Origin of the sequence: Occallatibacter riparius (assembly GCF_025264625.1) — a bacterium.
Taxonomy (GTDB): Bacteria; Acidobacteriota; Terriglobia; order Terriglobales; family Acidobacteriaceae; genus Telmatobacter; species Telmatobacter riparius.
Genome location: NZ_CP093313.1, coordinates 2,307,302 through 2,331,473 on the forward strand (window position 1 = coordinate 2,307,302; position 24,172 = coordinate 2,331,473).

General features: G+C 61.2%; 20 protein-coding genes. 13 read left to right on the forward strand and 7 right to left on the reverse strand.

The window, feature by feature from the left end:
* Nucleotides 1-20 precede the first annotated feature (20 nt).
* A complete protein-coding gene (locus tag MOP44_RS09140; protein ID WP_260795733.1) occupies nucleotides 21-938 on the forward strand; it encodes a PfkB family carbohydrate kinase in 918 nt (305 codons plus the stop codon).
* A 95-nt stretch (nucleotides 939-1,033) separates the two neighbouring features.
* On the opposite strand, the gene MOP44_RS09145 is transcribed toward MOP44_RS09140, so the two are convergent.
* Nucleotides 1,034-1,750 (reverse strand): energy transducer TonB, encoded by a 717-nt coding sequence (locus MOP44_RS09145; protein WP_260795734.1) that lies wholly within the window; start codon nucleotides 1,748-1,750, stop codon nucleotides 1,034-1,036.
* A 271-nt stretch (nucleotides 1,751-2,021) separates the two neighbouring features.
* Here MOP44_RS09145 and MOP44_RS09150 point away from each other — a divergent pair, with 271 nt between their 5' ends.
* The 5 genes from MOP44_RS09150 to MOP44_RS09170 all read left to right on the forward strand — a co-directional run bounded on the left by MOP44_RS09150 (nucleotide 2,022) and on the right by MOP44_RS09170 (nucleotide 11,302).
* Entirely contained in the window at nucleotides 2,022-3,698 is a 1,677-nt protein-coding gene (locus MOP44_RS09150; RefSeq protein WP_260795735.1) for an alpha,alpha-trehalase, read from the forward strand.
* 53 nt (nucleotides 3,699-3,751) lie between these two features.
* The gene (locus tag MOP44_RS09155) at nucleotides 3,752-5,986 is read left to right on the forward strand and encodes a GH92 family glycosyl hydrolase (protein WP_390905477.1); all 2,235 of its coding nucleotides are present in this window, start codon (nucleotides 3,752-3,754) and stop codon (nucleotides 5,984-5,986) included.
* A 107-nt stretch (nucleotides 5,987-6,093) separates the two neighbouring features.
* Complete coding sequence (locus MOP44_RS09160) at nucleotides 6,094-6,993, forward strand: hypothetical protein (protein ID WP_260795737.1); 900 nt, start codon at nucleotides 6,094-6,096, stop codon at nucleotides 6,991-6,993.
* Between the two features lie 590 nt (nucleotides 6,994-7,583).
* Nucleotides 7,584-10,052, forward strand: a complete 2,469-nt coding sequence (locus MOP44_RS09165) for an ABC transporter permease (RefSeq protein WP_260795738.1) — start codon at nucleotides 7,584-7,586, stop codon at nucleotides 10,050-10,052.
* Nucleotides 10,053-10,342: 290 nt separating this feature from the next.
* The gene (locus tag MOP44_RS09170; protein ID WP_260794022.1) at nucleotides 10,343-11,302 is read left to right on the forward strand and encodes an IS110 family RNA-guided transposase; all 960 of its coding nucleotides are present in this window, start codon (nucleotides 10,343-10,345) and stop codon (nucleotides 11,300-11,302) included.
* Between the two features lie 397 nt (nucleotides 11,303-11,699).
* Here MOP44_RS09170 and MOP44_RS09175 read toward each other — a convergent pair whose 3' ends face one another.
* The 4 genes from MOP44_RS09175 to MOP44_RS09190 all read right to left on the reverse strand — a co-directional run bounded on the left by MOP44_RS09175 (nucleotide 11,700) and on the right by MOP44_RS09190 (nucleotide 16,777).
* The gene (locus MOP44_RS09175; protein WP_260795739.1) at nucleotides 11,700-12,119 is read right to left on the reverse strand and encodes an ester cyclase; all 420 of its coding nucleotides are present in this window, start codon (nucleotides 12,117-12,119) and stop codon (nucleotides 11,700-11,702) included.
* A gap of 76 nt (nucleotides 12,120-12,195) precedes the next feature.
* Complete coding sequence (locus MOP44_RS09180; RefSeq protein WP_260795740.1) at nucleotides 12,196-13,560, reverse strand: S41 family peptidase; 1,365 nt, start codon at nucleotides 13,558-13,560, stop codon at nucleotides 12,196-12,198.
* Nucleotides 13,561-13,764: 204 nt separating this feature from the next.
* A complete protein-coding gene (locus MOP44_RS09185) occupies nucleotides 13,765-16,404 on the reverse strand; it encodes a glycoside hydrolase family 3 C-terminal domain-containing protein (protein WP_260795741.1) in 2,640 nt (879 codons plus the stop codon).
* A 160-nt stretch (nucleotides 16,405-16,564) separates the two neighbouring features.
* A complete protein-coding gene (locus tag MOP44_RS09190) occupies nucleotides 16,565-16,777 on the reverse strand; it encodes a superinfection immunity protein (RefSeq protein ID WP_260795742.1) in 213 nt (70 codons plus the stop codon).
* A 105-nt stretch (nucleotides 16,778-16,882) separates the two neighbouring features.
* Between MOP44_RS09190 and MOP44_RS09195 the strand changes: the two genes are divergently transcribed.
* Genes MOP44_RS09195 through MOP44_RS09205 form a run of 3 tightly spaced genes read left to right on the forward strand, consistent with a single transcriptional unit; the run spans nucleotide 16,883 to nucleotide 18,254 of the window.
* A complete protein-coding gene (locus tag MOP44_RS09195) occupies nucleotides 16,883-17,473 on the forward strand; it encodes an RNA polymerase sigma factor (protein WP_260795743.1) in 591 nt (196 codons plus the stop codon).
* Nucleotides 17,470-17,754: a hypothetical protein gene (locus tag MOP44_RS09200; protein ID WP_260795744.1), complete on the forward strand. Its 285-nt coding sequence runs from the start codon at nucleotides 17,470-17,472 to the stop codon at nucleotides 17,752-17,754. Before MOP44_RS09195 ends, MOP44_RS09200 begins: the two co-directional genes overlap by 4 nt.
* Before the next feature lie 53 nt (nucleotides 17,755-17,807).
* Entirely contained in the window at nucleotides 17,808-18,254 is a 447-nt protein-coding gene (locus MOP44_RS09205) for a hypothetical protein (protein ID WP_260795745.1), read from the forward strand.
* An 11-nt stretch (nucleotides 18,255-18,265) separates the two neighbouring features.
* Here the strand turns inward: MOP44_RS09205 and MOP44_RS09210 are convergent, their stop codons facing one another.
* Both MOP44_RS09210 and MOP44_RS09215 read right to left on the reverse strand, forming a co-directional pair.
* Nucleotides 18,266-19,450 (reverse strand): Gfo/Idh/MocA family protein, encoded by a 1,185-nt coding sequence (locus MOP44_RS09210; RefSeq protein WP_260795746.1) that lies wholly within the window; start codon nucleotides 19,448-19,450, stop codon nucleotides 18,266-18,268.
* A 14-nt stretch (nucleotides 19,451-19,464) separates the two neighbouring features.
* Nucleotides 19,465-19,689 carry a hypothetical protein gene (locus tag MOP44_RS09215; RefSeq protein WP_260795747.1) on the reverse strand — a complete coding sequence of 75 codons (225 nt, stop codon included), beginning with the start codon at nucleotides 19,687-19,689 and terminating at the stop codon, nucleotides 19,465-19,467.
* A 98-nt stretch (nucleotides 19,690-19,787) separates the two neighbouring features.
* On the opposite strand from MOP44_RS09215, the gene folK reads away from it, so the two are divergent.
* The 4 genes from folK (at nucleotide 19,788) to tgt (ending at nucleotide 24,158) form a co-directional block, all read left to right on the forward strand.
* On the forward strand, nucleotides 19,788-20,363 hold the full coding sequence (folK, locus tag MOP44_RS09220; RefSeq protein WP_260795748.1) for a 2-amino-4-hydroxy-6-hydroxymethyldihydropteridine diphosphokinase: 576 nt from the start codon (nucleotides 19,788-19,790) through the stop codon (nucleotides 20,361-20,363).
* Nucleotides 20,272-22,557, forward strand: coding sequence for a TonB-dependent receptor (locus tag MOP44_RS09225; RefSeq protein WP_260795749.1), 2,286 nt, complete (start codon nucleotides 20,272-20,274; stop codon nucleotides 22,555-22,557). The genes folK and MOP44_RS09225 overlap by 92 nt, the downstream gene beginning before the upstream one ends.
* 108 nt (nucleotides 22,558-22,665) lie before the next feature.
* On the forward strand, nucleotides 22,666-22,986 hold the full coding sequence (locus tag MOP44_RS09230) for a hypothetical protein (protein WP_260795750.1): 321 nt from the start codon (nucleotides 22,666-22,668) through the stop codon (nucleotides 22,984-22,986).
* Between the two features lie 62 nt (nucleotides 22,987-23,048).
* A complete protein-coding gene (tgt, locus tag MOP44_RS09235; protein ID WP_260795751.1) occupies nucleotides 23,049-24,158 on the forward strand; it encodes a tRNA guanosine(34) transglycosylase Tgt in 1,110 nt (369 codons plus the stop codon).
* Nucleotides 24,159-24,172: the final 14 nt, after the last annotated feature.

Genomic DNA, 24,172 nt, shown 5'->3' on the forward strand with positions numbered 1-24,172 from the left:
CTCTGAATAACAGGAGACGTATGGCCATCACCGTTGTCGGCAGTGTTGCGTTCGATTCCATTGAGACTCCGGCAGGTCGCCGCGAGCGATGCCTGGGCGGCGCCGCAACCTATTTCTCGCTATCTGCGAGCTTCTTCACGGATGTCCGCGTCATTGCCGTTGTCGGTGAGGATTTCGGACAGGAGCAGCAGGCCGCGTTCAATGCTCGCGGCATCGACACCCGCGGTATTGAGCATGCCTCCGGCAAGAGCTTCTTCTGGGAGGGCTCTTATCTGGAGAACCTCAATGAGGCCAAGACCCACAACACCGAACTCAACGTCTTTGGCTCGTTCCAACCGAAGATTCCGGATGCCTACCGCGATTCCGAGTTCCTGTTCCTGGCCAACATTGATCCCGTCTTGCAGCGGCGCGTGCGCGAGGCAATGCCTGACGTGAAGCTCGTCGCCGGCGACACCATGAATTATTGGATCAAGGACCACAAACCGGCCCTGCTCGAAGTCCTGCGCGGCCTCGACATCCTGCTCATCAATGACACTGAGACCAAGATGCTGGCTGGTAATTCGAACCTGGTTCAGGCCGCGCGTGCCGTACTGAATCTGGGCCCGCGCATGCTGGTGGTCAAGCACGGCGAATACGGCGCCACCGCCTTCTTCGGCCATGACGGAGTTGCCGCGAAGACCTTTCGCGCTCCGGCGCTTCCGCTGGAGGAAGTGGTTGATCCCACCGGTGCAGGCGACAGCTTCGCCGGCGGATTCTTCGGTTATCTTGCTTCGCAGAAAGAGCTCACACCCGGGGCGTTCCGCCGCGCCATGTTCTACGGCAGTGTCATGGGTTCGTTTGCGGTGGAGGAGTTCGGCACATCGCGTCTCGAGAAGCTCACGCGCGAAGAGATCGATGTCCGCTTTAATCAGTTCCGCGAATTGACGCATCTGGATTGATGAATCTTGCTGAAGCTTCGCCGATCCGCGGGATAGAGCGCGGATCGGCGAAGGCGGCGCTCGTGGTCTCGCTCTGCCGCAAGCGCCGACGCCGATTACTGGTTGAGGGTGAAGACGACGTTGATGGTGGTCTCTACGTCAACGGGCTGGCCATTGAGCAGATATGGACGATAGCGCCAGTGACTTACTGCGTCTAGCGCGGCCTGTTGGAGCATGGGCGACCCGCTCACGATTTGAAGCTGATCAATCGTTCCATTCTTTGTGATGACTGCCTGCAGGATGACCGTGCCCTGTGTCCTTGTGGCGACCGCGATAGGCGGATAGCGAGGAATGATGCGCTGGAGCACCATGCCTTCGGCGACGCCTTTCGAGATCACGATAGGGCCTTTTGGTTCTTCGTGGACAACGGTGGGCGGCTTGTAGGTGCCGCACGGGAACGGATCGCATCCAGGGATTCCGACAGAGGGTCCTAGCGAAATGGGACCGCCAGCGGGTTCTCTTTCGGGACCGTCGAAATTCCTGATGCTCGTGGGAATCCTTTGAGGAATGGTGAGATTAATCCCATTGAACTCTGGACGTCCGTGAAATTCAGCTCTTGCTTGCTGTGGGACGGGCCTAGTCTGAGCGGGCGGTGGCGGGGGAGCGGTGATCAGCGTGCTCATCCAGTGAGCTGGCAGTGCCTCGGGGTAGATGAGTGGGATGGCGATGAGCGCCGCGAGAATCGCGGAGTTGAAGACGAACGCGGCCAGACCCCAGCCGCGGCTGCGCGTGCGAATCCTGTGTGCCGATTCGAATGTGGAGTCTTCAAACATGGACTTCCTCCTCACGAACGACTCAGCCGCGCCGCGGGAGGCAGTTTGCGCGCGAGGGGCCGTGCCGCTCGCTGCGCGATGAAGCGCGGCAAGCGGGTTCAACTGCCTCGTCGGCGAACTCCGCACATCCCGTTCGGTACCACTGTGCTTGTGTAGACACCGTGGGCAGCAGGAATGTTCCCGCATATGAGCATGAAAGAAATGTTGAGCATACGTGGGTCCGTGTACGGTACACTCCGTTGCAACGACCGGAGACCCGGCGGAGTAACACATGAGATTGTTTCGTTTGTTTGTTTTTGCTTTAGCCGCAATCCACATCTCAAGCGCGCAGGAAGCAGGACAGGGGCCGAATGCCGAGGCTACTCTGCACTACATCCATGGCGCGTGGGATACGCTGACACGCTCGATGACCGACTGCCACTCGTTGGTCGATATCAAAGTCACAACCAATCCCATTCTTTACCTGCCTGCCGGAATGAAGACGCCAGCGGCGGTGAAGGAACTCACCGACAAGTGCCACGTGCGGATTGTCTCGCTGCCTAAGGCGATCGAGAGGCTGGGAGATCTTGACCCCAAGGTGCTGCCGGACGAGGGCCTGCTTTACCTGCCGCAGCCCTACGTTGTGCCTGGCGGGCGCTTCAACGAGATGTACGGCTGGGACAGTTTTTTCATTCTGCTGGGGCTCGAAGCCGATCGTCGCGAGGCGTTGGCTAAAGGCATGGTCGATAACTTCTTGTTCGAGATTGAGAACTACGGCGGGGTTCTGAACGCGAACCGCACCTACTATCTGACGCGCTCGCAACCGCCGTTTCTCACATCGATGATCCGCGCGGTGTATGAGAATCCGGCAAGCTTCGCGCAAACGGCGGCAGGCAGGACAGAGGCGCGAGTATGGCTGGAGCGTGCGTACGTACTGGCGGCTAAAGACTATTCGACGTGGACGCGGCCCGAGCACCTGGCGGGAACAACGGGGCTGGCTCGCTACTTCGATTACGGCAAAGGCCCGGTACCGGAGATGGCCGACGACAGTGCGTATTACCCGGATGTGATCCGATGGATTGTCGCGCATCCGCATCAAGGCGGCGATGGATACCTGATCAAGGGCAGCGAGCATCCCGATGCGGCCGAGACCGAACGCCTGAAGCAGACAAGCTGCGACGTGACAGTGAGCGTAGTCTGCATGCGGGCTTGGGCCGGCGGCTATAGGCTTACGAAGGATTTTTATGTGGGCGATCGGGCGATGCGGGAGTCGGGATTCGACCCGAGCAACCGCTTCGGTCCGTTCAGCGGAGAGACGCACCACTTTGCGCCGGTGTGCTTGAACAGCCTGCTGTATCGCTATGAGCGCGATATGGAGCACCTGGCGCACGTGCTGGGCAAGGCGACGGATGCGCAGAAGTGGAGCCGTCTCGCACAGAAGCGCAACGCGGCGATCCATCGCTACCTGTGGTGGTCGCGGGAAGGCGTGTTTGCCGATTGGGACTTCACGCATTCGCGACCCGATGAGTACGCGTACATCACTTCGCTTTATCCGTTGTGGGCAGGAGTGGCGACGCGTGAAGAGGGGCGGCAGGTGGTGGCGAAGCTGGGACTCTTCGAACGGGAGGGCGGCTTGTCAATGAGCAACACCAACACCGGCCTTCAGTGGGACGAGCCGTTCGGGTGGGCTCCAACAAACTGGATCGGCGTGGCAGGGCTCGAATCGAGCGGATTCCACGGCGACGCCGCGCGGCTGGCGCAGAAATGGGATCAGACTGTGGATCGCGGCTTCGCGCAGGAGGGAACCATACGCGAAAAGTACAACGTTGTGCAGGCGAACGCCGATGTGCAGGTTGCCACTGGCTACAAGCAGAACCAGATCGGCTTTGGCTGGACGAATGCGGTTTACCTGAAGATGAAGGCAATCTCTGAGAAAGATGCGCCGGCTGCTGCTTCGGCGCGACGGTAACAAGCTGTAGGTCGAGGTGGGTATCATTCGGTCAAGAACTTTGCATAGGACCGGTGCCCACCTTGGAGTCTCTAGATAGCGCAGCAAAGACCACATCCCTTTCCGCGATTGCCGCAGCGATCTTCTTCTTTCTCGGTCTGCTTGTTGTGCGGCACGCCGCGGCGCAGGTTGAGTATGTAGATCCCACGATAGGCAACGTGGGCATCCTGCTGGTGCCGACGCGGCCGTCTGTGTATCTGCCCAACAGCATGGTGCGGGTCTATCCCATCCGGGCCGATGCGATGGATGATCGCATCGAATCGTTTCCTCTAACGATCAGCAGCCATCGGCAGCCGGAGCTGTTCAGCATCATGCCGGGAGACGGAAAGCCGGCCGCCTACGACCAGGAACAGACGACGCCGTACTACTACTCGACGCGCTTTGATGACTCGCAGATTCGCGCCGTGTTCACGCCTACAGAGCGCTGTGGGTATTGGCGCTTCAGCTTCCCGAAAGGCAGTGGTTCAGTTGTGCTTGCTAATCGCCAACCCGGGAGTCTGCATGCGGAGCAACGCGGCGCGGTGAGCGGCGAAGAGAGCGTGGATGGGTTGCACGCGTACTTCTATGGCGAGTTCAGTGCGCCTGTCAGCATGAAGGCTGAGAGCGCTGATGGCAAAAGCCGGATGATTGTGACGGCCCAGGGGCAAACGCTGGAGTTCCGGTACGGCATCTCGTTCATCAACGCTGAACAGGCGCAGAAGAACCTGCGCCGCGAAATTCCTGAGTGGGGCTTCGAGCGCGTGAAGGACGCCGCGAAGACACGCTGGAATCAAACGCTGGGGCGCATCACTGTCGAAGGTGGCACCGAGGCGCAGAAGAAGGTGTTCTACACGGCGCTCTATCGGTCGTTCGAGCGCATGATCAACATCAGCGAGGACAGCCAGTACTACAGCGCCTTCGACCATAAAGTGCATCAGGATCCGCGGCCGTTCTACGTGGACAACTGGCTTTGGGACACGTTTCGGGCACTGGAACCGTTGCAGACGCTGCTCAATCCCGATGTGCAGGCAGACAAGATTCAGTCGTATGTGCGGATGTATCAGCAGTCGGGCATTATGCCCACGTTCGCTCTGGCACAGGGGAACAACGCGTGCATGAACGGCAACCACGCCGCGCCGTGGTTTGCGGATGCGTGGTTCAAGGGCGTGCGCAACTTCGATCTTGCAACGGCGTACGAGGGCGTTCGCAAGCGGTCTCTGGAAGATACGCTGCAGCCATGGCGGCTGGGTCCGAAGGGCCCGCTGGACGACTTCTACAACGCGCACGGATACATGCCGGCGCTGCGGCCGGGTGAGAAGGAGACCGATCCGCATGTGCATCCGTTTGAAAAGCGGCAGCCCGTTCCGGTGACGCTGGAGAACAGCCTGGACGATTGGGAGATCGCGCAGCTTGCGCGCGAGTTGAAGAAGCCGGACGATGAGAAGCTCTTTCTCGGGCGCGCGGCCAATTACAGGAACTTGTTCCGCGTGGACAAAGGGATGATGTGGCCGAAGGATGCCGGCGGCCAATGGATCGAGCCGCTTGATCCGAAGTTCAGCGGCGGCATGGGCGGTCGTGATTACTACGACGAGAACAATGGCTACACGTACACGTGGGATGTGGCGCAGGATTTCAGCGGACTGATCGATCTGATGGGCGGCACAGCAAAGGCGGAGGCCAATCTGGATCAGCTCTTCCGGGAGCCGCTGGGGCGGTCGAAGTACGAGTTCCAGGCGAAGTTTCCGGACTCAACGTCGATGGTGGGGCAGTTCTCGATGGGGAACGAGCCGAGCCTGGCAATCCCGTATATCTACAACCGGCTGGGCGCGCCATGGAAGACGCAGAAGCGCGTGCGTATGCTGCTGGAGTCGTTCTTCACCGATACGCTGCAGGGCATTCCGGGAGACGAAGACGGCGGCGGGATGAGCGCTTTCGTGGTGTTCTCGATGCTGGGGTTCTATCCCGTGACGCCGGGGATTCCGACGTATGACGTGGGGAGTCCGGTGTTCCAGAAGGCGACCATCCACCTCAAGAACGGCAAGGACTTCGTGATTGTGGCTCGGAACGCCTCGCGCGACAACAAGTACGTCCAGGAAATCCGGCTGAACGGGCGCGAGCTGAATCAGGTCTGGTTCCGGCATGCTGATATTGCTGATGGCGGGACGCTGGAGGTGACGATGGGCAATACGCCCAACTTGAAGCTGGGGTCGGATCCGAAGACGTTCCCGCCCGATTCGATCACCGCGAAGCCGGAGGATTTTGTGCAGTAATCAGCAACGAAATCGACCTGTAGTTCTCATCCGAATCTGATACTTTCGCCAGTTTCAATTCTGGCCGGACAAGTCCACACTATGCGTAGCGTGGAGGAGGCGCCGTTGTGTGCCGTCCTGCGTTTGTCTTGTTTGCTTTGGTTTCGGTCAGCTGCGTGATGTATGCACAGAGTCGATCACCGGATAGTAGTGGCGGTGATCAGTCGAATGCGCTCCAGTCGAAGGAAGAGCTTACCCAGCAGCTGAGCAATCCGGTTGCCGACCTCTGGCTGATCGCGAACGAAATCAATATATCCGACGTCAAGAACCTGCCCGGCAACATCCATGTCTATAACTGGAACCTTCAACCGGTCATGTCAGTTCACCTGGGCAAGACCTGGAACCTGATCAACCGGCCCTACATGCCGTTCTTTTTCCAGTCTCCAACGCTCAGCGACAAGCCCGTTTCCATTCCACTCGACCTTATCGACGACTCTGGCCTCGGCGATGTGGGGATCGTGTCCCTGCTCAGCCCCAACAAGCCGCCGTCAGTTGGGAAAGGGCAGCTTCTTTGGGGGCTCGGCCCGACATTCTCATTCCCGACTGCGAGCCAAAAGACGTTTGGGTTCGGAAAATGGCTGGCGGGGCCCTCGGGGGTCGCAGCATATCTTGACAGCAAATGGGTAGGTGGAGTCTTCCTGCAGCAGTGGTGGTCTTATGCCGGAGACGCGGCCCGTACAGACAAGAACTTTGCCTGGATTCAGTATTTCGCTGCATACCAGTTCGCGCCGGGGTGGCAGGTTTCTACCGGTGCGCCGATCATCGGAGTGGATTGGAACACCAACAACGTGACGTTCCCGGTGGGCGTCGGGATTGGCCACACCGCGTTTCTGGGCAAACTGCCGGTCCAGATGGGATTTGAGTTCCAGAAGACTGTCGTACATCCCGACAAGGCGCCCTATCAGGACAACCTGTTTCGAATCACCATCGAGCCTGTCATTCCAAACCTGTTTGAACGCAAGAAGTAACCAGGGGTCAGACGGGCAGCTGACGGTGAGGGCGGGAGAATTCTATGCGGCAGCAGGGTGTTTACTGATCAGTACAAGCGCGCATTATTTGTTGGAACGAGTAATTTTACGGCTATGAAAATACATAGACGTCTATTTGATTTCGATTGTGACGGTTAGGTCGATTTTTGGCGAATATATGGAGAAGCAAAAACAGGGGGACGGGTAGCTAATTTTCTAGTAAACCCAGTGCCTTATCAGTTACTCCCATTCCGGGCCTTCGTCGGCGGGCGCGGGCCGGGGTTTGCGGAGGGTTTCCTGGTTGCTATGCCCATGTTCTTTCCGAGTCCGGGAGCCTGAAGACACAAATCCCGTCGCTCTCACGATAGGGAATTGAGGCGCCCGTGTATGTGATGGCGATCACGGGTGGTGAGAGGGTGCGCGGAGTTTTCAGGGTCGGACTTCCGTGTCAGGCGACTCGATCGGACCCATGCATGAGTGCGTTGGCGATTTGCTGTGAACCATGGGGGGAACTGCCGATCCATCAGCAACCCGCCTTCTGATAGCCTTCGATGGAAGGCAAGGTCAGCTCCTGTGGTTGGAGGCTTTGCATGTCCATCCTCTTTCAGGATCTTCGCTACACGCTCCGCCAACTCGCCAAGTCTCCCGGATTCGCTCTTACGGCTGTGCTCACACTCGCTCTGGGCATTGGCGCCAACACCGCAGTCTTCAGCGTGCTCAATGCGCTGCTGCTCAAAATGCTCCCCGTCCGGGATGCGCAGCAGCTCTACACGATGCGCGTCCTTCGTGGCGGCACGCAGCCGCCTAACACTGCTGGTACCGGCAATGGGCCCACGTCTTTCTCGCTTCCGGTGTTTCAGGCACTGCGGGGCCAGTCGCGCGTCTTCACCGATCTCATCGCCCACATCCCGCTCTCTCTTGGCCAAGTCCCCATCCGCTACGGCAACACGCCCGCCACTGCGCCCGGCGAAGAGGTCAGCGGCAATTTCTTCGCCGGCCTCGGCGTCCCCATGGCCGCAGGAGTCGGTCTCACCAACGCAGACGAACAGGACCATACCGCCAAGGCCGTCATCAGTTATGGCTTCTGGACCAAGGCCTACTCGCGCGATCCCGCCGCCATCGGCCAGACCCTTTACGTTCGCGGTGTTCCACTCACCATCGTTGGCGTCACCGCGCCCGACTTCGTCGGCGTCGATCCTGGCGCCCCTGATGATTTCTGGATCCCGCTCCAGAACCGTGCCGAGCTTAATGCTTGGGGATATGCCGCCGATGAGGGCATGCTCTATAGCTTCCCCAAATGGTGGGCCGTGCCACTGGTCGCCCGGCTCGCACCCGGCGTCTCGCCAGAACAAGCCTCGCAGGCCGTGCAAGGTATTTTCTGGCATGCGGCAACCGCGCCTCAGGGCAGGCTCGACTTCAAACAATGGCCGGCATCGCTCGGCTTTACCCCCATCCGCGGTCTCGCCGACTACGCCCGTTCCTACCGTGAGCCCGTCGAGCTCATGATGGCGCTGGTCGGCCTAGTGCTCCTCATCGCATGCACCAACGTGGCCCTGCTCATCCTCGCGCGTTCAGCAGCGCGCCAGCGCGAGTTCGCCATCCGCATGGCCACAGGCGCTAGTGCAATGCGCATCCTGCGGCAACTCGTGCTCGACAGCCTCGCCATCGTCCTCGCCGGCACCTGCCTAGGCTGGCTGCTCGCCATCGCAGCGACGCGCATGCTCGCTCACTGGGCACGGATCGAAGCAGACCTCTCTCCGGATCACCACGTCCTCTGGTTTACCCTTGCCATCGGCTCGCTCGTCACCATCGCATTCTCATTCACGCCGTTCTCGCAAATCCTCCACGTCGGTCCCGACCAAGCCCTCAGAAGCAGCAGCCAAATGGCGGGCACCAGCCGCAGCCACCGCAGGATGGGCAATCTTGTCATCGCCCTTCAGATCGCGATGTGCTTTACCCTGCTCGTCGCCGCCGGGCTCACGGTCAGAACGCTCTTGAACTACGAGCACCTCGATCTCGGTATGCAGGCCGACCAGCTTCTTGTTTTTGACCTGGAACCGCAAGGCCTCATCGGTCGCGCCCAGAGCTGGTCGTATTACAACAGCCTCATCGCTCGCCTGCGCACTCTACCCGGAATTGAATCCATCTCGCCGGTGGTGTGGCGTCCCGGCTCAGGATGGCTGAAAAGCGGCGGCGTCAATCTGGACGGAACGACTGCACTGGACAAGGCCGGCAGGCACGCGGAAATCTCATCCAACTTCATCGGCGTGGATTTCTTCCGCACGCTCGGAGTTCCTGTCCTCCAGGGCCGCGAATTCAACTCGACCGACACGCCCTCCAGCAAGCAGACGGCCATTGTCAACCAGACCTTTGCCGCGCGATATCTGCCTAACGGCGCCTTAGGCCACATCGTCGACAATGCGGAGATCGTAGGCGTGGTGCGCGACAGTAAATACAAGTTCGCCGCTGAGTCCGATCGCCCAACGGTCTATCACTCCGTTGCCAAGTCCGGCATGGAAGGCCAGATCACGCTTGAGGTCCGCACATCCTTGCCGCCGCTCTCGCTGCTGCCCGGCATTCGTAGCGTACTCCACGAGATCGATCCCAACCTGGCCCCCGAAAGACCCATGACTCAGGCCGCGCAATTCGAGCAGTCCTATACCACCCCGATGCTCTTCGCCCGCCTCGCCATGGCCTTCGGCGTGCTCGCTGTCGTGCTCGTCGCTACCGGCCTCTACGGCACGCTCACTTATAGGCTCCAGCGTCGGCGGAACGAGATTGGGGTACGCATGGCATTGGGGGCGATGCGACAGGACGTGCTTCAAATGATTTTCGGAGAAAGTATGCGGATCGCAGTTGTCGGTTTGGGGATCGGACTGCCGCTTTCGCTGGTCGTTGCGCACCTGTTGCGATCACAACTCTACCAACTGAATGCATTCGACGCCACGAGTTTTGCAGCCTCATTCACGATCACTCTTCTTCTTTCTATGGGAGCGGCACTTTTGCCTGCCTACCGTGCAGCTCGAATCAACCCGATGGCGACGATTCGAAACGAGTAGCAAGGTTCCAATTCGAAATCGCAGAATTCGATCCGGCGACTCTCTCGATCATTGCGGCAGCTCCAGCCCAAGTGGGCTGGGTTCGCGCCGCCCCTTGTATCTCTGAATGAGCGGCAGTTTCGGTGAGACTGTTGCAGTGGGGGAGCCGAGGCATCGGCTCCCCCGCGGGCGGGCGGCTCCCGTACGTCCCCAGGTGATCGCTCACCGTCCCGGAGCATAGGGACCGCTGCCCAAGTCACGTACGACCGAACAGTCGCACGATCTCATTCGAACATACAAGGCAGGTTATCGTGACACAGATGGTTTGTGGCGTAGATGTTGCTTCCGAGTCCCTGGAAGTTCGCATTGGCCAGCAGGGTGCGGCAGGGTCTTTCCCCAACACCCCCGAAGGGATTATGGCGCTGGGCGCCTTTTGCCAGGCACATCAGGTTGAAATGGTGGCCATGGAAGCCACCGGCGGGTACGAACAACTGGCGTTTGCGCAGCTATCGGAACAAGGCCTTGCGGTGGCCATCGTGAACCCGCGCGCGGTGCGCCAGTTCGCTCAGAGCATGGGCTCACTGGAGAAGACCGATCGCATCGACGCCGCCATGATCGCCTGGTACGCCGAAGTGAAGAAGCCGCAGCCAGCCTGCCTGACGCCGCCCGGCCAGCAGCAGTTGCGGGCGCTGGTCACGCGTCTTCGCCAGCTGACCGATGTGCGTACGGCGCAACGCAACCAGCAGCGGTTGGTTACCGATCGCGCCGTGCAGGTTTCCTTCGCCAAGTTGCTGGCCTTCGTTGCCCGCCAGATCCGCGATCTGGAGCAGCGCATCGCCAGGCTGATCGAGCAGGACCCGCTGTGGCGGGAACTCAACCAGGCATTTCGCACCATCAAAGGCGTGGCCGACCGCACCGTGGCGCGGTTGATGGCGGAGATGCCGGAGATCGGCCTGCTGTCCAACAAGACCGTCTCCAAACTGGCCGGGCTGGCTCCTTTGGCCAACGACTCGGGAAAGCAGCAGGGCAAACGCGCGGTGCGGGGAGGACGCGCCGCGGTGCGCGACATCCTCTACCTCGTGGCTGGTGTGGCGGGCCGCTTCGAGCCGGACTTCACCGCCTTTCAGCAGCGCCTCCGCGCGGCCGGCAAGCCGCCCAAGGTCGTCCGCATTGCGCTCGCCCACAAGCTGCTGGTGCGGCTCAACGCCAAGGCCCGCGAGGTGCGCTGTCGGCTGGCGCTTCAGACCACTTCCTCCCGGGCTTGCGCCTGAACATGCTAATCTCCCACTCGCCGTAGCCGCTCGGTTGTGGGAAAGCGGGAAACGCGCTCTCTGCGTTTTCCGAGGCGCAGCGCGCCGTCTTTTCCAGCAACCCCTCCATGAACCCTTGACAAATCAGACAGTCGCTCCGGGACTGTGCCCGGCGCTCGACGCGGGATTGCCATGCCGCAGATCCAAGTTCATTCCCGACGCGACTTGCCACACGCGAGTGCGATGGTCCGGATGACAGGGTATGGGGGTAGCGGTCTGCGGCGGACTCCGGGGCCGGACTGTCTGCTGATTGGTGCTACCGAGCTACGAACGTGCGTATCCTGCGCATGATGCGAATTGCAGAATCAGGACTGCCGATTTCTTTACGGAATAAGGACCAGGGTGCTGCAGAGTCGCGTCAGGCACTCAGTGTGGAGGGTTTCAGTCTTTCGGTTGCTTTCGTTTGTTCCCAGGTGTTCCATTCTTCCACCAGTTTGCCGTCCACAATGCGAGCGATGTTGATACCCAGCAGCGTGACGGGTTCGCCGGTCTCTCGTATCTGGACATGGGCGGTCATACGGGTGACAACCTTCTCGCCGTCGACCAGCTGATCCTCAATGTGAAAGGAGTCCTGGGTATAGATAAAGAGGTTGTGGAAGTAGAGGATGCTTTGACGGAGCCCCTCCAGATCGCGGTCACCCGCTGACGGGTGCCCGACATAATTGGGCGCAACGACTTGATCCAGCGCCGAAACGTCTCCGGCGGCATACATATCCACTAGTTTTCGGAAGACCGCTTTTTTGGATTCCGGAGAATCTTGCGTTGTTACGTTGTGCATGGCGAGTTCCTCTCACGTCGCCCGCAGCATTCGACCGACCGGGGCGGGGCGCGGACGTGGTCACAGCTCGAGAGCGTTATTTGCTCTTGGTGGGATTTGCCAGTTTCTCGGCAGCCATTTTCTCCGCAGTGGTCAGGGCTTCGGCCGCGCTTACTTTCACGTCGGGCTCAATTCCAGTCCCTTCCCAATCGCCCTTCGTAACAGGGTTAATAGGCCGTGCGAAAGGAACGCCAATGGTGAAGTGGTCTCCAGCAGGCAGGCCTTTCACCGGATGAGCGCCTCCTCCGGTAGCTTCTCCGATGATGGTGGCCCGCTTCTGCGTTTTCAGGTCGAAGGTAAACTCCTCGCCTCCAGAGAAAGTTCCGTGCGAGGTGAGGACATAGACCGGCTTGTCGAGAAAGCGCTGGCCGGGAACCCAGGGAAGCGTCCAGTACTGGTGCGTCTCATTGGTGTCGCGGGCGGCGAGATCGTTGATGTGGGTAGGTTCGCCGAAAAGAAACGACACCATGAATTCAACCATGCTGGGATCGCCTCCATGATTCTCGCGCAGGTCGAAGATCAGTGCATCTGCGTTCGCAACAAAGCCCATGGCGGCGACGACAGTGGGTCCGCAGAATTCCGGTGGTGGAAAGGCGTCGAACTTGATGTAGCCGACGTTGTGGTTCAGGATTTCGACCTTGGAAAATGTGCAGTTCTGATGCTCGAGCATGGTGCGGAAACGCGCTTTCTCCGCAGGGTCTGGTTCGTGTGAAGCTGCCGCCGGGCCGCTCTGCTCGGGCATCCGGAAGGGATCGTATCCAACAAACAGATGCTTATCGTTGCTGACCGCTTTCAGGTCGCGGCTGAGCGCGTCGGCGAAGTCATTGCCGTTGGTGATGGACTTGTAATCACCATGCTGCTGATGGTCGTGAATGGCCTGAACCATCTTCGCGGCAACGTCAGCGTATACGTAATGATCGGTAAGCTGTTTGCTGATGGCGTCGATCGTCTTTTGCCGGAGCGCTTCGTCGAGCTGGATGTCGTCGATGGTCGCGCCGGGCGGGATGGCGCGGATGCTTAACACCTTAACCTGCGGCGGCGTGACACTCGCGAGTTGCAGAGCTCCGTAGGCATCGATGTTGTCTCCGCGCCCGTGTACGCGGAAAGTAAGGCGGCCGGGCGTGCTTTCGACGACCGAGATGAAATTGAAGCCTCCAGTCTGGCTGCTGAATGAAGTCAGTCCGTCGGCATTGTTCTTAGGATCGTATTGCTTAACGTAGGCGGCGATGCGATCGTGCTCGCCTGTGTTGAATGCGTCAAGAAACGCCTGCAGGGTGTGACCGGCGGGCGTGTCGGGAATAGCCGGAGTTTCTGCGTGTGCTATCGCAAAACTCGCGCATAACGAAACAATTGTGAGAATGAGGGGAATGCGTGTGCCTGTTGACTGAGACAGTCGGAGCATGGGGCCCTCCCGGGGATGGTTCAAATGCGAACATCCAGCATGGATTTGCGGTTGTCAACCGAAACCTGCTCGCGTGTGGATCAACTGCTAAGGTGACGAGGACGAGAGAACGCGGACTCGGTTTCTCGAAGCTTGGACTCCGCTCTGTGCGAAAAGGAAAGGCGCCCCCGGGCGGGAGCGCCTTCACTGTTGGTGTGGGGTGGATTACTCCGGCAGGCTGAGGCTGCCGTTGATTTTGAGCTTGGCTGTGGCGTTGGGGGCGTCGGTGCCGGGCTGGCCGCCGCCGATGGTTACGGTGTACTCGCCGGCGCTGACCAGGGGGTCGCCGGCTTCGGATACCATGCCGAGGTCGCGAGGCTTCAGATCGAAGTGCACCTTCTGCGATTCGCCGGCTTCGAGGTGGACGCGCTTGAAGGCGCGCAGGGCGCGGATGGGTGCTCCGGGCACGCTCGGGAAGGTGAGGTAGAGCTGGGCCACTTCATCGCCGGCCAGTTTGCCGGTGTTGGTGACGGTGACGTCAGCCGAAAGCGGCTCGCCGGCCTTGAGATCGGCGGGGATGGTGAGGTCCTTGTAGGCGAAGGTGGTGTAGCTCAGGCCGTAGCCGAACGGATAAAGCGGCTTGCCGTGGAAGTAGCGGTAGGTGCGGTTGGACATCGAATAGTCTTCGAAGTGCGGCAACTGGTCCACGCCGGTGTAGAAGGTGACGGGCAGGCGTCCGGCCGGGTTGTTCTTACCGCTCAGCGTGGCAGCGATAGCCGAGCCGCCCTCTTCCCCGGAGTACCATGCTTCGAGGATGGCGTTGGCGTGCTCCTTCTCCCAATTGACGGCGAGGGCGCTGCCGTTCATGAGGACAACGACGAGCGGCTTGCCGGCTTTGGCGACGGCCTGGACGAGGTCTTCTTCGGGCTGAGGCATGTCGATGCTCGTGCGGTCGCCGCCGAGGAAGCCGGGCTCGCTGACGGGCATCTCTTCGCCTTCGAGATCGCTTGTGATGCCGACGGCGGCGATTACCACGTCAGCCTTGCGGGCAGCCTCGACTGCGGCGGGGGAGGGGGTGGGGTCGTACTTGTTCCAGATGAGGCGGGCGAGGAACTTGCCCTCTTTCTGGTGGCCATAGGTGACGCTCAGGGCCGCCTTCTCACCCTTGATGAGGTGAATGCGCCCGGTGTGGAGGCCGGCGCCCCAGCCCTGCGCGACCGGCTTGTCATTGACGCGCACGGCCGCGAAGCCGTCGGCGTTGATGCCGATGACGTAGTCGCCGGTTTCCGTAGCCGTGATGAAACCGGTCCACTGCACGGAGAATGAATCCTTGCTCTTGGCCTCGGCCGGGATGCTGCTCTCCGTGAGGTTGACGTTTGATTCCACACGGTCGGTGATGGGCTTGGGCTTGGTCTCGAAGCCCATGCCCTCGCCGTACTCGGCTTTGAGGCCGGGCTTGCCGTCGGGCGTGGTGAGCAGATTTGCGGGCATCAGCGTGTCTTCAGGGCGAAGGAACTGCGTGCCGGGAGCGTAGGTGATTTTGGCGTTGGGGAATTCGGCCTTGAGGCCATCAAGCAGGCTCACGATGTGGCTGGGCGTGCCGTTGTAGTTGCCGAGCAGGACCTTGGTCTGGTCGGCGAGTGGGCCGACTACGGCGATGTTCTTCACCTCGGGCTTGAGCGGAAGCACTCCGTCGTTCTTGAGCAGCACCATGGATTCTTCCGCGACCTTGCGGGCGTAGTTGCGGTGTTCGGTGCTTTCGAGCAGCTTCTCGTCGATCTTGGTGTAGGGCACCGTCTCCGGCGGATCGAACATGCCGAGCTTCATGCGGGCGGTGAAGAGGCGGATGAGAGCCGTATCGACGTCCGACTCAGGCAGGTAGCCCTGCTGCACGGCATCGATGTAGGGCTTGTAATCGTGGTTGTCGCTGACCTTGCCGAAGTCGGCGCATTCGTTGTCCATGCCGCGGATGAGGGAGATAGCGGAGGCCTGCGCCTGGGTGGGGCGGTAGTGGTGGCCGTTGAAGATGTCGATGACGGCGCCGCAGTCGGAGACGACGTAGCCCTGGAATCCCCACTTGTTGCGGAGCTGGTCGACGAGCTGGAACTGGCTGGCGCAGCCCGGCTGGCCGTTGATGGAGTTGTAAGAGCACATGATGGAGCCGGCCTTGCCCTCGGTGATGGCGGCGCGGAAGGCGGGCAGGTAAGTGTCCATCTGGTCGTGCTTGCTGACGTCGACGTCAGCAAAGTGGCGGGTGGGCTCAGGGCCGGAGTGCACGGCGTAGTGCTTGGGGGTGGCGATGACGCGATAGTACTTCGGATCGTCGCCTTGCATACCGGTGACGAAGGCTACGCCCATGCGGCCGGTGAGGAAGGGGTCTTCGCCGTAGGTTTCCTGGCCGCGGCCCCAGCGGGGATCGCGGAAGATGTTGATGTTGGGCGCCCAGAAGTCGAGGCCCTCGAAGATGTTGCTGGAACCGCCGTTCTTCTTAAGGGCCTGCACGTGCTTGATGCGGGCTTCAGTGCTGATGATCTCGCCCATGTGGTGGATGGCGTCAGTGTCGAAGGTGGAGGCCAGGCCGACGGGCTCGGGGAACTCGGTGACGTCTTTGACGGCGACGCCGTGGAGGGACTCGCTCCACCAGTCGTAGGCGGGGACTTTCAGGCGCGGAATGGCGCGGGCCTGATTGACGAGCTGCGTGGCTTTCTCTTCGAGGGTCATGCGCTTGACCAGGTCGGCGGCGCGCTGCTCGGGCGTGAGGGTGGTGTCGAGATATCCGGGCTTATCGGCGTCCTGCGCGGCGAGACTGGAAACGCCGGTGAGCAGCAGGGCCGCCGCGACGGCAAGGCTTGCAATCTTTCTCATAGTTCCCCCGGAGCGGGCGGTATTAAGTCTTAAGCATGTTGGCGACGGAGAAATCCGCTACCGCTCTCCGGGTGCAAAACTAAAAGCGCGCGATGGCTTCTGTCAAGGAGCGAAAAGCTGGCAGCGCCTCTAAAAAATCGTTTTATCGTAGATCTGCACTCTACCAGCGGCGGGGTGGATACGGGGGGTACACATAGTAGGCATACGGCGAGGGCGCTGTGAGGGCCCAGATGAGCGCGATGATCCAGCCGATGCCGGTCCAGCCGAGGAAGAGATTGAGGAAGAAGATCCCGGAGCGTTCGGGCAGGTGACGGCCGTTGGCGACGAGAGTGGGAAGGAAGTAGAGGGCGATGAGAACCAGCAGGTGGAGCATGGAAGTGCAGCCTCCGCGGCGGGCGGACGCTCGGGTCTGAGTCCCGCCGGTTCTAGATACGGTGTAACCTTGCGGGCAGTTCCACGTAAGACAAGACGAGGGCGGTTGGAAGAGGCGCAGGATCCGATGATGGCGGCAGCGGAGATCGTCAGGGGCGCGGGTGAAGAGGCCCTGCTGCTCGATTTCCGCTCCGGAAGCGAAGAGGCCTTCGAGGCGCTATTCCGCGGTTATCAGCGGGAAGTGTACGGGTGGATACTGCGGATCGTTCGCGATGTTGGCGTAGCCGAAGACCTGACCATCGAGACATTCTTCCGGATTCATCGGGCCCATGCGCGATTTGAGCCGGAACGGGGGTTCGGGCCCTGGGCAAGGCGGATCGCAACGCATGCAGCGTTGGACTGGTTGAGAAGGCAGCGGCCGGAGCACGCAATGCCGGATGAGTTCTTTGCCGGAGTGCCCGGGCCCGGCGAGGCCGATCCGCTGGTGACGGGGGAGATCCGGCGCGAGGTGGAACTGGCACTGCGGAGATTGCCGCCGAAGTTACGGATGGCGGCCGTGCTCTCTGTGATTGAAGAGCGGCCGCACAAGGAGATTGCCGATGCGCTGGGGGTAACGGTGGCGGCAGTGAAGCTGCGCGTGTTCAGGGCCATGCGGAAGCTGAGAAGCGAGTTGGAGCAGAAGGGGATCAAGCCATGAAAAGGCAGGGAACAGGGAACGAAAGGCAGGGAACAGGGAACAGGGAACCGGGAACAGAAGACGTGGTCGCGCTGCTGCGGGCGGCGGTACTTCCGGTTGGCGAAGATGCTGGACCCGAGCACGATTTGTGGCGACAGATGCAGGCCCGGTTGCAGCAGGAGGCGGGCGGCTCTGTGCGGCTCAAGTCCGTTCCGTGGTTCGATTGGGCGCTGGCGGGCGGGGTGGCGCTGGTGGTCGTGGCATTCCCTGCTGCTGTTCCGGTTCTGCTGTATTACCTGTGAAGCGGCGGGCGCTGACCTGTGAAGAGGCGCGTTCCGCAGAAAGGAAGATTGTCATGAACACCCATCCTTACCTTCGTGCATTTCTCGCCGGCGTATTTGTGCCCACTCTCATATTGCCCGTGCTGTTGTGCGTGTTCATCGTGGTGAGGCTGGTGCTGCAGGAGCCTTTCCCGATTGAGCGCGGGTTGATTTTTCCAATGGCGGTGGTACCCGCTCTGTGGGGTGTGTGGAACATGCTCCACCTGGGCTCGAATGTGCGCACGCATCTTTCTCTCGGCGTGCATGGCGCGCTGCTGCCGCTCCTGTTGATGCCGGCGGGCGCGGTGCTGGCAACGTCGCTGGGCATCCTGGAACTGGGCGGCAGCGGAGTGAACTGGTTTAATGCGTGCTTCGTGCCGTATGCACTGATCGTGCCGGTGTTCCTAGCCGCGGTGGCTGGGTATTACCTGGCGTGGAAGTACATCGTCGGCTTTGTGAATCGGACGCTGGGGATCGCGTGAGTTTGCGAGGGCTATGCGGGGAAGTAGAAGTCGGCGAGTCCGGCGCGATGGGCGTGCGCGGCCATGGTGTTCTGGATCTCGAGGGCGAGAGCAAGGGCGGAGCGGCCTTGTCGGGCGGTGACGCGGGGTTCACGGCGGGTGCGGACGGAGTCGAGGAATGACTCAATCTCGAGCCGCAGCGGTTCGCCGGGCGTGACTTCCGGCTTCGCGAATGACAAGCCCGGAGCGGGGCCAGATGCAGCGGGCGGCTCAGCGAGAGACTTGGCGAAGGCACGAATCTTCTCCGGATCGCCCTTCGCCTCACCGAATTGCGCAAGCAGCGGAGCGGGAATCTGGCCGGAGAAGAAGAGCTGCTGGAGCATCGCGGTATCGAAACGGCCGGTGGCGAGATACTCAACGGCCGCGGCGGCAAGCTGGGGTGGAACCTCGGCGGAGGGCTGGTCGTCGATACGGATGACGAGCAGTTCGCGGCGAGCGTAGTCGATGGAGACGTATTGGCGCGGCTCGAAGAAGCGCAGCTTGCGCACCCGCTCGGTGGATACGCGCGAAGCCGTGAAGTTCGCCACGCATCCTGATTCGAATTCGACGCGCACGTTCGCGATGTCGACCTTGGGTGAGAGGATAGGCAGGCCGACGGCGCGGACCTCACGCACCGGAGAATTGGCGAAGGTGAGGACGATATCGAGGTCGTGGATCATCAGGTCAAGCACCACGTCGACATCCAGGGAGCGGGGAGTGAAGACACTGAGCCGGTGCGCCTCGAAAAACATGGGGCGCTTCAGTCGAGGCTGAACGGCCATAACGGCTGGATTGAAGCGCTCGAGATGGCCGACTTGCAGGATGCGTGAAGCCTTTTCGGCGCGTGCGACGAGATCGTCGGCCTCGGAGAGGGTAGCGCAGATGGGTTTTTCAACCAGCACATCGAGACCCGCATCGAGCAACTGCGCGGCTACGGCGTGGTGATGAATGGTGGGCACGGCGACCGACGCGGCATCGATCCGCGGACCGCTCTTGAGGAGCTCTTCGACGGTGGCGAAGACTGGGATGCTGTACTGCGCTTCGACCCCAGCGGCGCGGCCTGGGTCGGGCTCGACGGCTGCGGCCAACTCAACGCCTGCATCGGCCTGCTGCAGCTCGCGGTAGACACGAAGATGGTTGCGCCCGAAGGCCCCGGTGCCCGCGACCGCGACACGCAACTGAGAGCGTGAGTCTATTTCTCCGCCCCTTTGCCTTCGACTGCTTTGAGGCAGCGGCCGTAGAGGGCGAGCAATTCGGTGACGTGCTCTTCAGGCTTGGGCGCTGCACTTGCAGTGAAGCCGGTGGAGGGAGCGGTGGGACGGCCGGTGTTGGTTACGCTGGCAACGAACTTCAACAGGTCGAGGGCGATATCTTCATTGCGCCGGGCGCCGAGGCCGGCGTTTGCGAGGGAATCCATAGGTAAGGTCTCCGAAGTCCGATGCTAGCAGAATTGGGTACAACGCATCTCAACAGGCAGGAGCGGGCTCGAAGGTGGGCAGGCTAGGCTGTAGGTGTATGCAGATCGCTTACATCGGCATGGGCGGGAATATTCCCAGCACGGCGGGGCCAGCGGAGGCGACGCTGGTCGCGGCCGTGCAGCGGCTTGGGTCGCTGGGCCGGATCGTCGCCGCTTCGTCGTTGTATTCGACGGAGCCGGTGGGGTATGCCGATCAGCCGCGCTTTGTGAATGCGGTGGTGGCGATTGAGACGGGATTGAGCGCGCGGCAGGTGCTTGAGTCGCTGCTGTGCATTGAGCGCGCATTCGGACGCGACCGGTCGGCCGGAATCAAGGACGGGCCGCGCACGCTCGACCTGGATCTGCTGCTGCTTGGCGACGAGGTGGTGCATGAGAGTGGACTCGAGCTTCCACACCCTCGTATTGCCGAACGCGCATTTGTGCTGGCGCCGCTCGCGGAGATTGCGCCGGACCTGGTGATCGTCACGCAGGGCAAAAGCGTGAAAGAATTACTGCAGCGTTTGACAAGTGATAAGACGCGCAATGCGGTCCTTCCTCTCCATAGTGATCAGTGGCGTGCTGGCGGTAGCGGCGACATCGGCGCGCGCGCAGATGCGCGTCACGCTGACGATTGAAGATCGTTTCGGCGCGGCGGTTGCGGGCGCGCAAGTTGAGGATGGTTCCGGCCGCAGGCTGGGCACCAGCGATGCGCAAGGGGGCGCGGTTTTTGATTGCAAGACGCCCTGCAGATTCATCGTCAAGGCTTCCGGGTTTAGCGCTGCCTCCGAAGTAATCGCAGAGGACATGCCGGCGAACGCAGCGCACACGATGACGGTGCAGCTTGATCCTGCCGGTGCTACGGAGCAGGTCACGGTGACGGCCTACCGTGCTCCGATGGGAGAACTGGAGAGCCCGGCCATTACGCGGCAGCTTGCGCAAGCGGAGTTGCAGAGCACGGCAACCGTGACGATGGACGACAAGCTGCGCCAGTTGCCGGGCGTCGAGCTGTTCCGGCGGTCGAGCTCGCTGGTGGCGAATCCGTCGTCGCAGGGCATCAGCCTGCGCGGTCTGGGATCTACGTCTGCCAGCCGCACGCTGGTGACTGAAGACGACGTTCCGCTCAATGATCCTGTGGGCGGATGGATCCATTGGGAGGAGCAGCCGGAGCTTGCGCTCAGCCAGGTGGAACTGCTGCGTGGCGGCGCCAGCGACTTGTATGGATCGAGTGCGATCGGCGGCGTGGTGAGCTTCCATGTCGCAGAGCCCAAGACGAATGCGCTCGAGGTGCGGTCGAGCTATGGCGGACAGAATACTTACGCGCAGAGCATGCTTGCGCAGGGGCGGCGCGGCCCCTGGGGCGCGGAGTTTGCCGGTACGCTGGTGGGCACCGATGGCTACATCCAGGAGGCTCCGTGGCAGCGTGGGCCCGTTGATGTGAACTCGAATGTGCACGCGCGGACGGGGCTGGCCCTGGTGGAGCACGCGAAAGGGCCTCTGCGGTTGTTCGCGCGCGCGGGCGGCTTCGATGAAGATCGTCACAACGGCACTCCCTACCAGATCAACCACACGCGCCTGTGGCGTTACGCTCTGGGCGGCGACTGGAACGGGCCGCGCCAGGGCACGCTTGTGGTGCGCGGCTACGGCTCTACGGAGCGCTACTACCAGACGTTCTCATCCATCTCCAATGAGCCGACTGCGGAGAATCCCGACTGCTCGTATCGCTGCGGTGAGAAGCCGACGAAGATCTCGAATATTCCCGACAACGAGATTGGCGCATCGGCGCACTGGACGCAGCCGCTGGGCGCGGGATTGCTGCTGCTCGCGGGCAGCGATGTGCACGACGTGCGTGTGTGGGATGAGGAGCAGACTCTGGCCACGGGTTCAGTGGTAAAGGTGGATGTGCACCAGCGGGACCCCGCTCTCTACGGGGAACTGATGTGGGTGCGCAACGGATGGACGGTAGTGGGCTCGGCGCGGGTGGATTGGTTCCAGAACTACGATGTGGAGCAACTGGTGCAGACCGGCAGCGGCTGGACGCCGGCTCCGAAGCAGCCGCCGAGCTTCAGCGAGACGGTGTTCGACCCAAGGCTGGGCGTGACGCGCAAAATTGGCGAACACTGGGCAGTATCGGCATCGGGTTTCCGCGCATTCCGCGCGCCTACCCCGAGTGAGCTGTATCGCTCAACGCAGGTCGGCAATCAGCTTACGAAGGCGAATCCATCGCTGCAAAGCGAGCGTGCAACGGGCTGGGAAGTTGGCGTTGCCACGCAGCGCGAATGGGGTACGGTGCGGACAAGCTGGTTCGACACCCAGATCAACCGGCCCATCTCGGCAGTGACGGTGAATCCGAACTCCTCGCCGATTCTGCTGCAGCGAGAGAATCTCGGCCAGATTGAAAGCCGCGGCGTGTCGATCGATGCGGAGTTGGCTCCGCTGCGCTGGCTCGCGGTAGATGGTGGCTATCAGTACGCGCACGCCACGGTGACGAAGGGGCCGCAGGATGTGGGCAACTGGATTCCCAATGTGCCTCACAATATGGCCACGGTGAACCTGCGGGCGTCTCAGCCGCGGCTCGGAACATTGAGCCTGCAGAGCCGCTTGAGCGGACGGCAGTATGACAACGACGCGAACACGTTCATGCTGCACGGATACTTCCGCATGGATGCGTACGGCTCGCACGAGTTCGGCAGGTGGCTGGAGGTTTTCGCCGCGGGCGAGAACCTGTTCGATCGGAACATCGAAGTGGCGAAGACTCCGACGACGACGCTGGCGCGATCGCGTGTGGCGCGGGCGGGCGTGAACATTCGGCTGGGGCACGAGCGGAAGTAGCGTGCCTCGTTCTGCGCAACTTCTGCTCTCCGCAACTATTTCCGCGCGCCGTGTCTGATCCGAACAGAGTGGCTGCATAGCACAGGCCGCCACCCGAGGAGAGACACGATGAAACTGACGACTATCGCGATGGCGGCGGCCCTGCTTGTAACACCGGCGCTGATGAATGCCCAATCCAGCCGTGAGATCAACCAGAGAAAAGTGAATCAGCAGGATCGCATCGCCCAGGGCGTTCGCTCTGGTCAACTGACGCCTCGCGAAACGGCTCACGTGGAACGGCAGGAACGCGGCATCAATCGCGAAGAGCATGCCATGCGCCGCGCGGACGGCGGACATTTGACGCAGCACGACCGGACCGTCCTGAACCGGCAGCAGAATCATGTATCGCGCAATATCTATCGCGACAAGCACAACAATCGCGTGCGCTAAAGCGGCACTGAGTTACGATTCTCAACCGGGATGTCATCGGCTCATCCCGGTAGAATCGTAAAGTGGCACTTGCTCTCGATCTTCTTCACACCATTGACGCCGGCGGACGCCGCGCACAACTACATCTTCCCCACCAGACAGTCGAAACGCCGGTGTTCATGCCGGTCGGCACAGCGGGCACGGTAAAGGCTGTTCCGCAGGACACGCTCGAATCGCTGGGCGCGCAAATCATCCTGGGGAACACCTATCACCTTTATCTGCGCCCGGGGCATGAGGCAATCCGCCGCATGGGCGGCCTGCACAAGTTCATCAGTTGGCCGCGCGCCATGCTGACGGACTCAGGCGGATTTCAGGTTTTTTCTCTCAGCGAATTGCGCAAGGTGACGGACGAGGGCGTGAAGTTCCGCTCGCATCTCGACGGAAGTTCGCATTTCTTTACTCCTGAGCACTCGATGGACGTGCAGATTGCGCTGGGCGCAGATATTGCCATGGCCTTCGATGAGTGCACGGAGTATCCCGCCGATCGAGCGCGCGCCGAAGAGAGCCTGCGGCTGACGATGGCGTGGGCGCGCCGTTCACTTGATCACTTTCGCGCGCATCAGCACGAGGTTCCGTGGGCCGCTGATTTCGCGGGCCGCAGCCAGTCGCTCTTTGGCATTGTGCAGGGTGGCATGTATCGCGACCTGCGCAAACAAAGCGCCGAGCAGTTGATGGAGATGGACTTCGACGGATACGCGATCGGCGGCCTTAGCGTAGGCGAACCGCGCGATCTCACGCTTGAGATGATCGCGGAAGTGCTGCCCATGCTGCCTAAGGACAAGCCGCGATACGTGATGGGCGTGGGCTACCCCGACGAGATCGAGCAGTACGCGCGCATGGGCGTGGACATGATGGATTGCGTGCTGCCCACCCGTGCCGCGCGGCACGGGTTGCTGTTCACCAGCGAAGGCCGGCTGACAATCAAGAACAAGAAATTCGCAGAAGACCAGGGACCGCCAGATCCCAACTGCGACTGCATGGTGTGCCGCCGCTACACGCGCGCATATCTGCGCCACCTGATGCAGGCGGGCGAAGCGTTGTCAGCTACGCTGAATACGATTCACAATCTTGCCTATTATCTGGGGATCATGCAGAAGGTAAGGGCTTCGCTGGAGAAACCGCAGCAAGCCTGAAGAGCAGAAAAATG

Excerpts from the sequence above, each read along its gene's own strand:
- MOP44_RS09140 (WP_260795733.1), top strand. The coding sequence starts at position 21 with ATGGCCATCACCGTTGTCGGCAGTGTTGCGTTCGATTCCATTGAGACT.
- MOP44_RS09145 (WP_260795734.1), bottom strand. The coding sequence starts at position 1,750 with ATGTTTGAAGACTCCACATTCGAATCGGCACACAGGATTCGCACGCGC.
- MOP44_RS09150 (WP_260795735.1), top strand. The coding sequence starts at position 2,022 with ATGAGATTGTTTCGTTTGTTTGTTTTTGCTTTAGCCGCAATCCACATC.
- MOP44_RS09165 (WP_260795738.1), top strand. The coding sequence starts at position 7,584 with ATGTCCATCCTCTTTCAGGATCTTCGCTACACGCTCCGCCAACTCGCC.
- MOP44_RS09175 (WP_260795739.1), bottom strand. The coding sequence starts at position 12,119 with ATGCACAACGTAACAACGCAAGATTCTCCGGAATCCAAAAAAGCGGTC.
- MOP44_RS09180 (WP_260795740.1), bottom strand. The coding sequence starts at position 13,560 with ATGCTCCGACTGTCTCAGTCAACAGGCACACGCATTCCCCTCATTCTC.
- MOP44_RS09185 (WP_260795741.1), bottom strand. The coding sequence starts at position 16,404 with ATGAGAAAGATTGCAAGCCTTGCCGTCGCGGCGGCCCTGCTGCTCACC.
- MOP44_RS09190 (WP_260795742.1), bottom strand. The coding sequence starts at position 16,777 with ATGCTCCACCTGCTGGTTCTCATCGCCCTCTACTTCCTTCCCACTCTC.
- MOP44_RS09200 (WP_260795744.1), top strand. The coding sequence starts at position 17,470 with ATGAAAAGGCAGGGAACAGGGAACGAAAGGCAGGGAACAGGGAACAGG.
- MOP44_RS09205 (WP_260795745.1), top strand. The coding sequence starts at position 17,808 with ATGAACACCCATCCTTACCTTCGTGCATTTCTCGCCGGCGTATTTGTG.
- MOP44_RS09215 (WP_260795747.1), bottom strand. The coding sequence starts at position 19,689 with ATGGATTCCCTCGCAAACGCCGGCCTCGGCGCCCGGCGCAATGAAGAT.
- folK (WP_260795748.1), top strand. The coding sequence starts at position 19,788 with ATGCAGATCGCTTACATCGGCATGGGCGGGAATATTCCCAGCACGGCG.
- MOP44_RS09225 (WP_260795749.1), top strand. The coding sequence starts at position 20,272 with ATGCGGTCCTTCCTCTCCATAGTGATCAGTGGCGTGCTGGCGGTAGCG.
- MOP44_RS09230 (WP_260795750.1), top strand. The coding sequence starts at position 22,666 with ATGAAACTGACGACTATCGCGATGGCGGCGGCCCTGCTTGTAACACCG.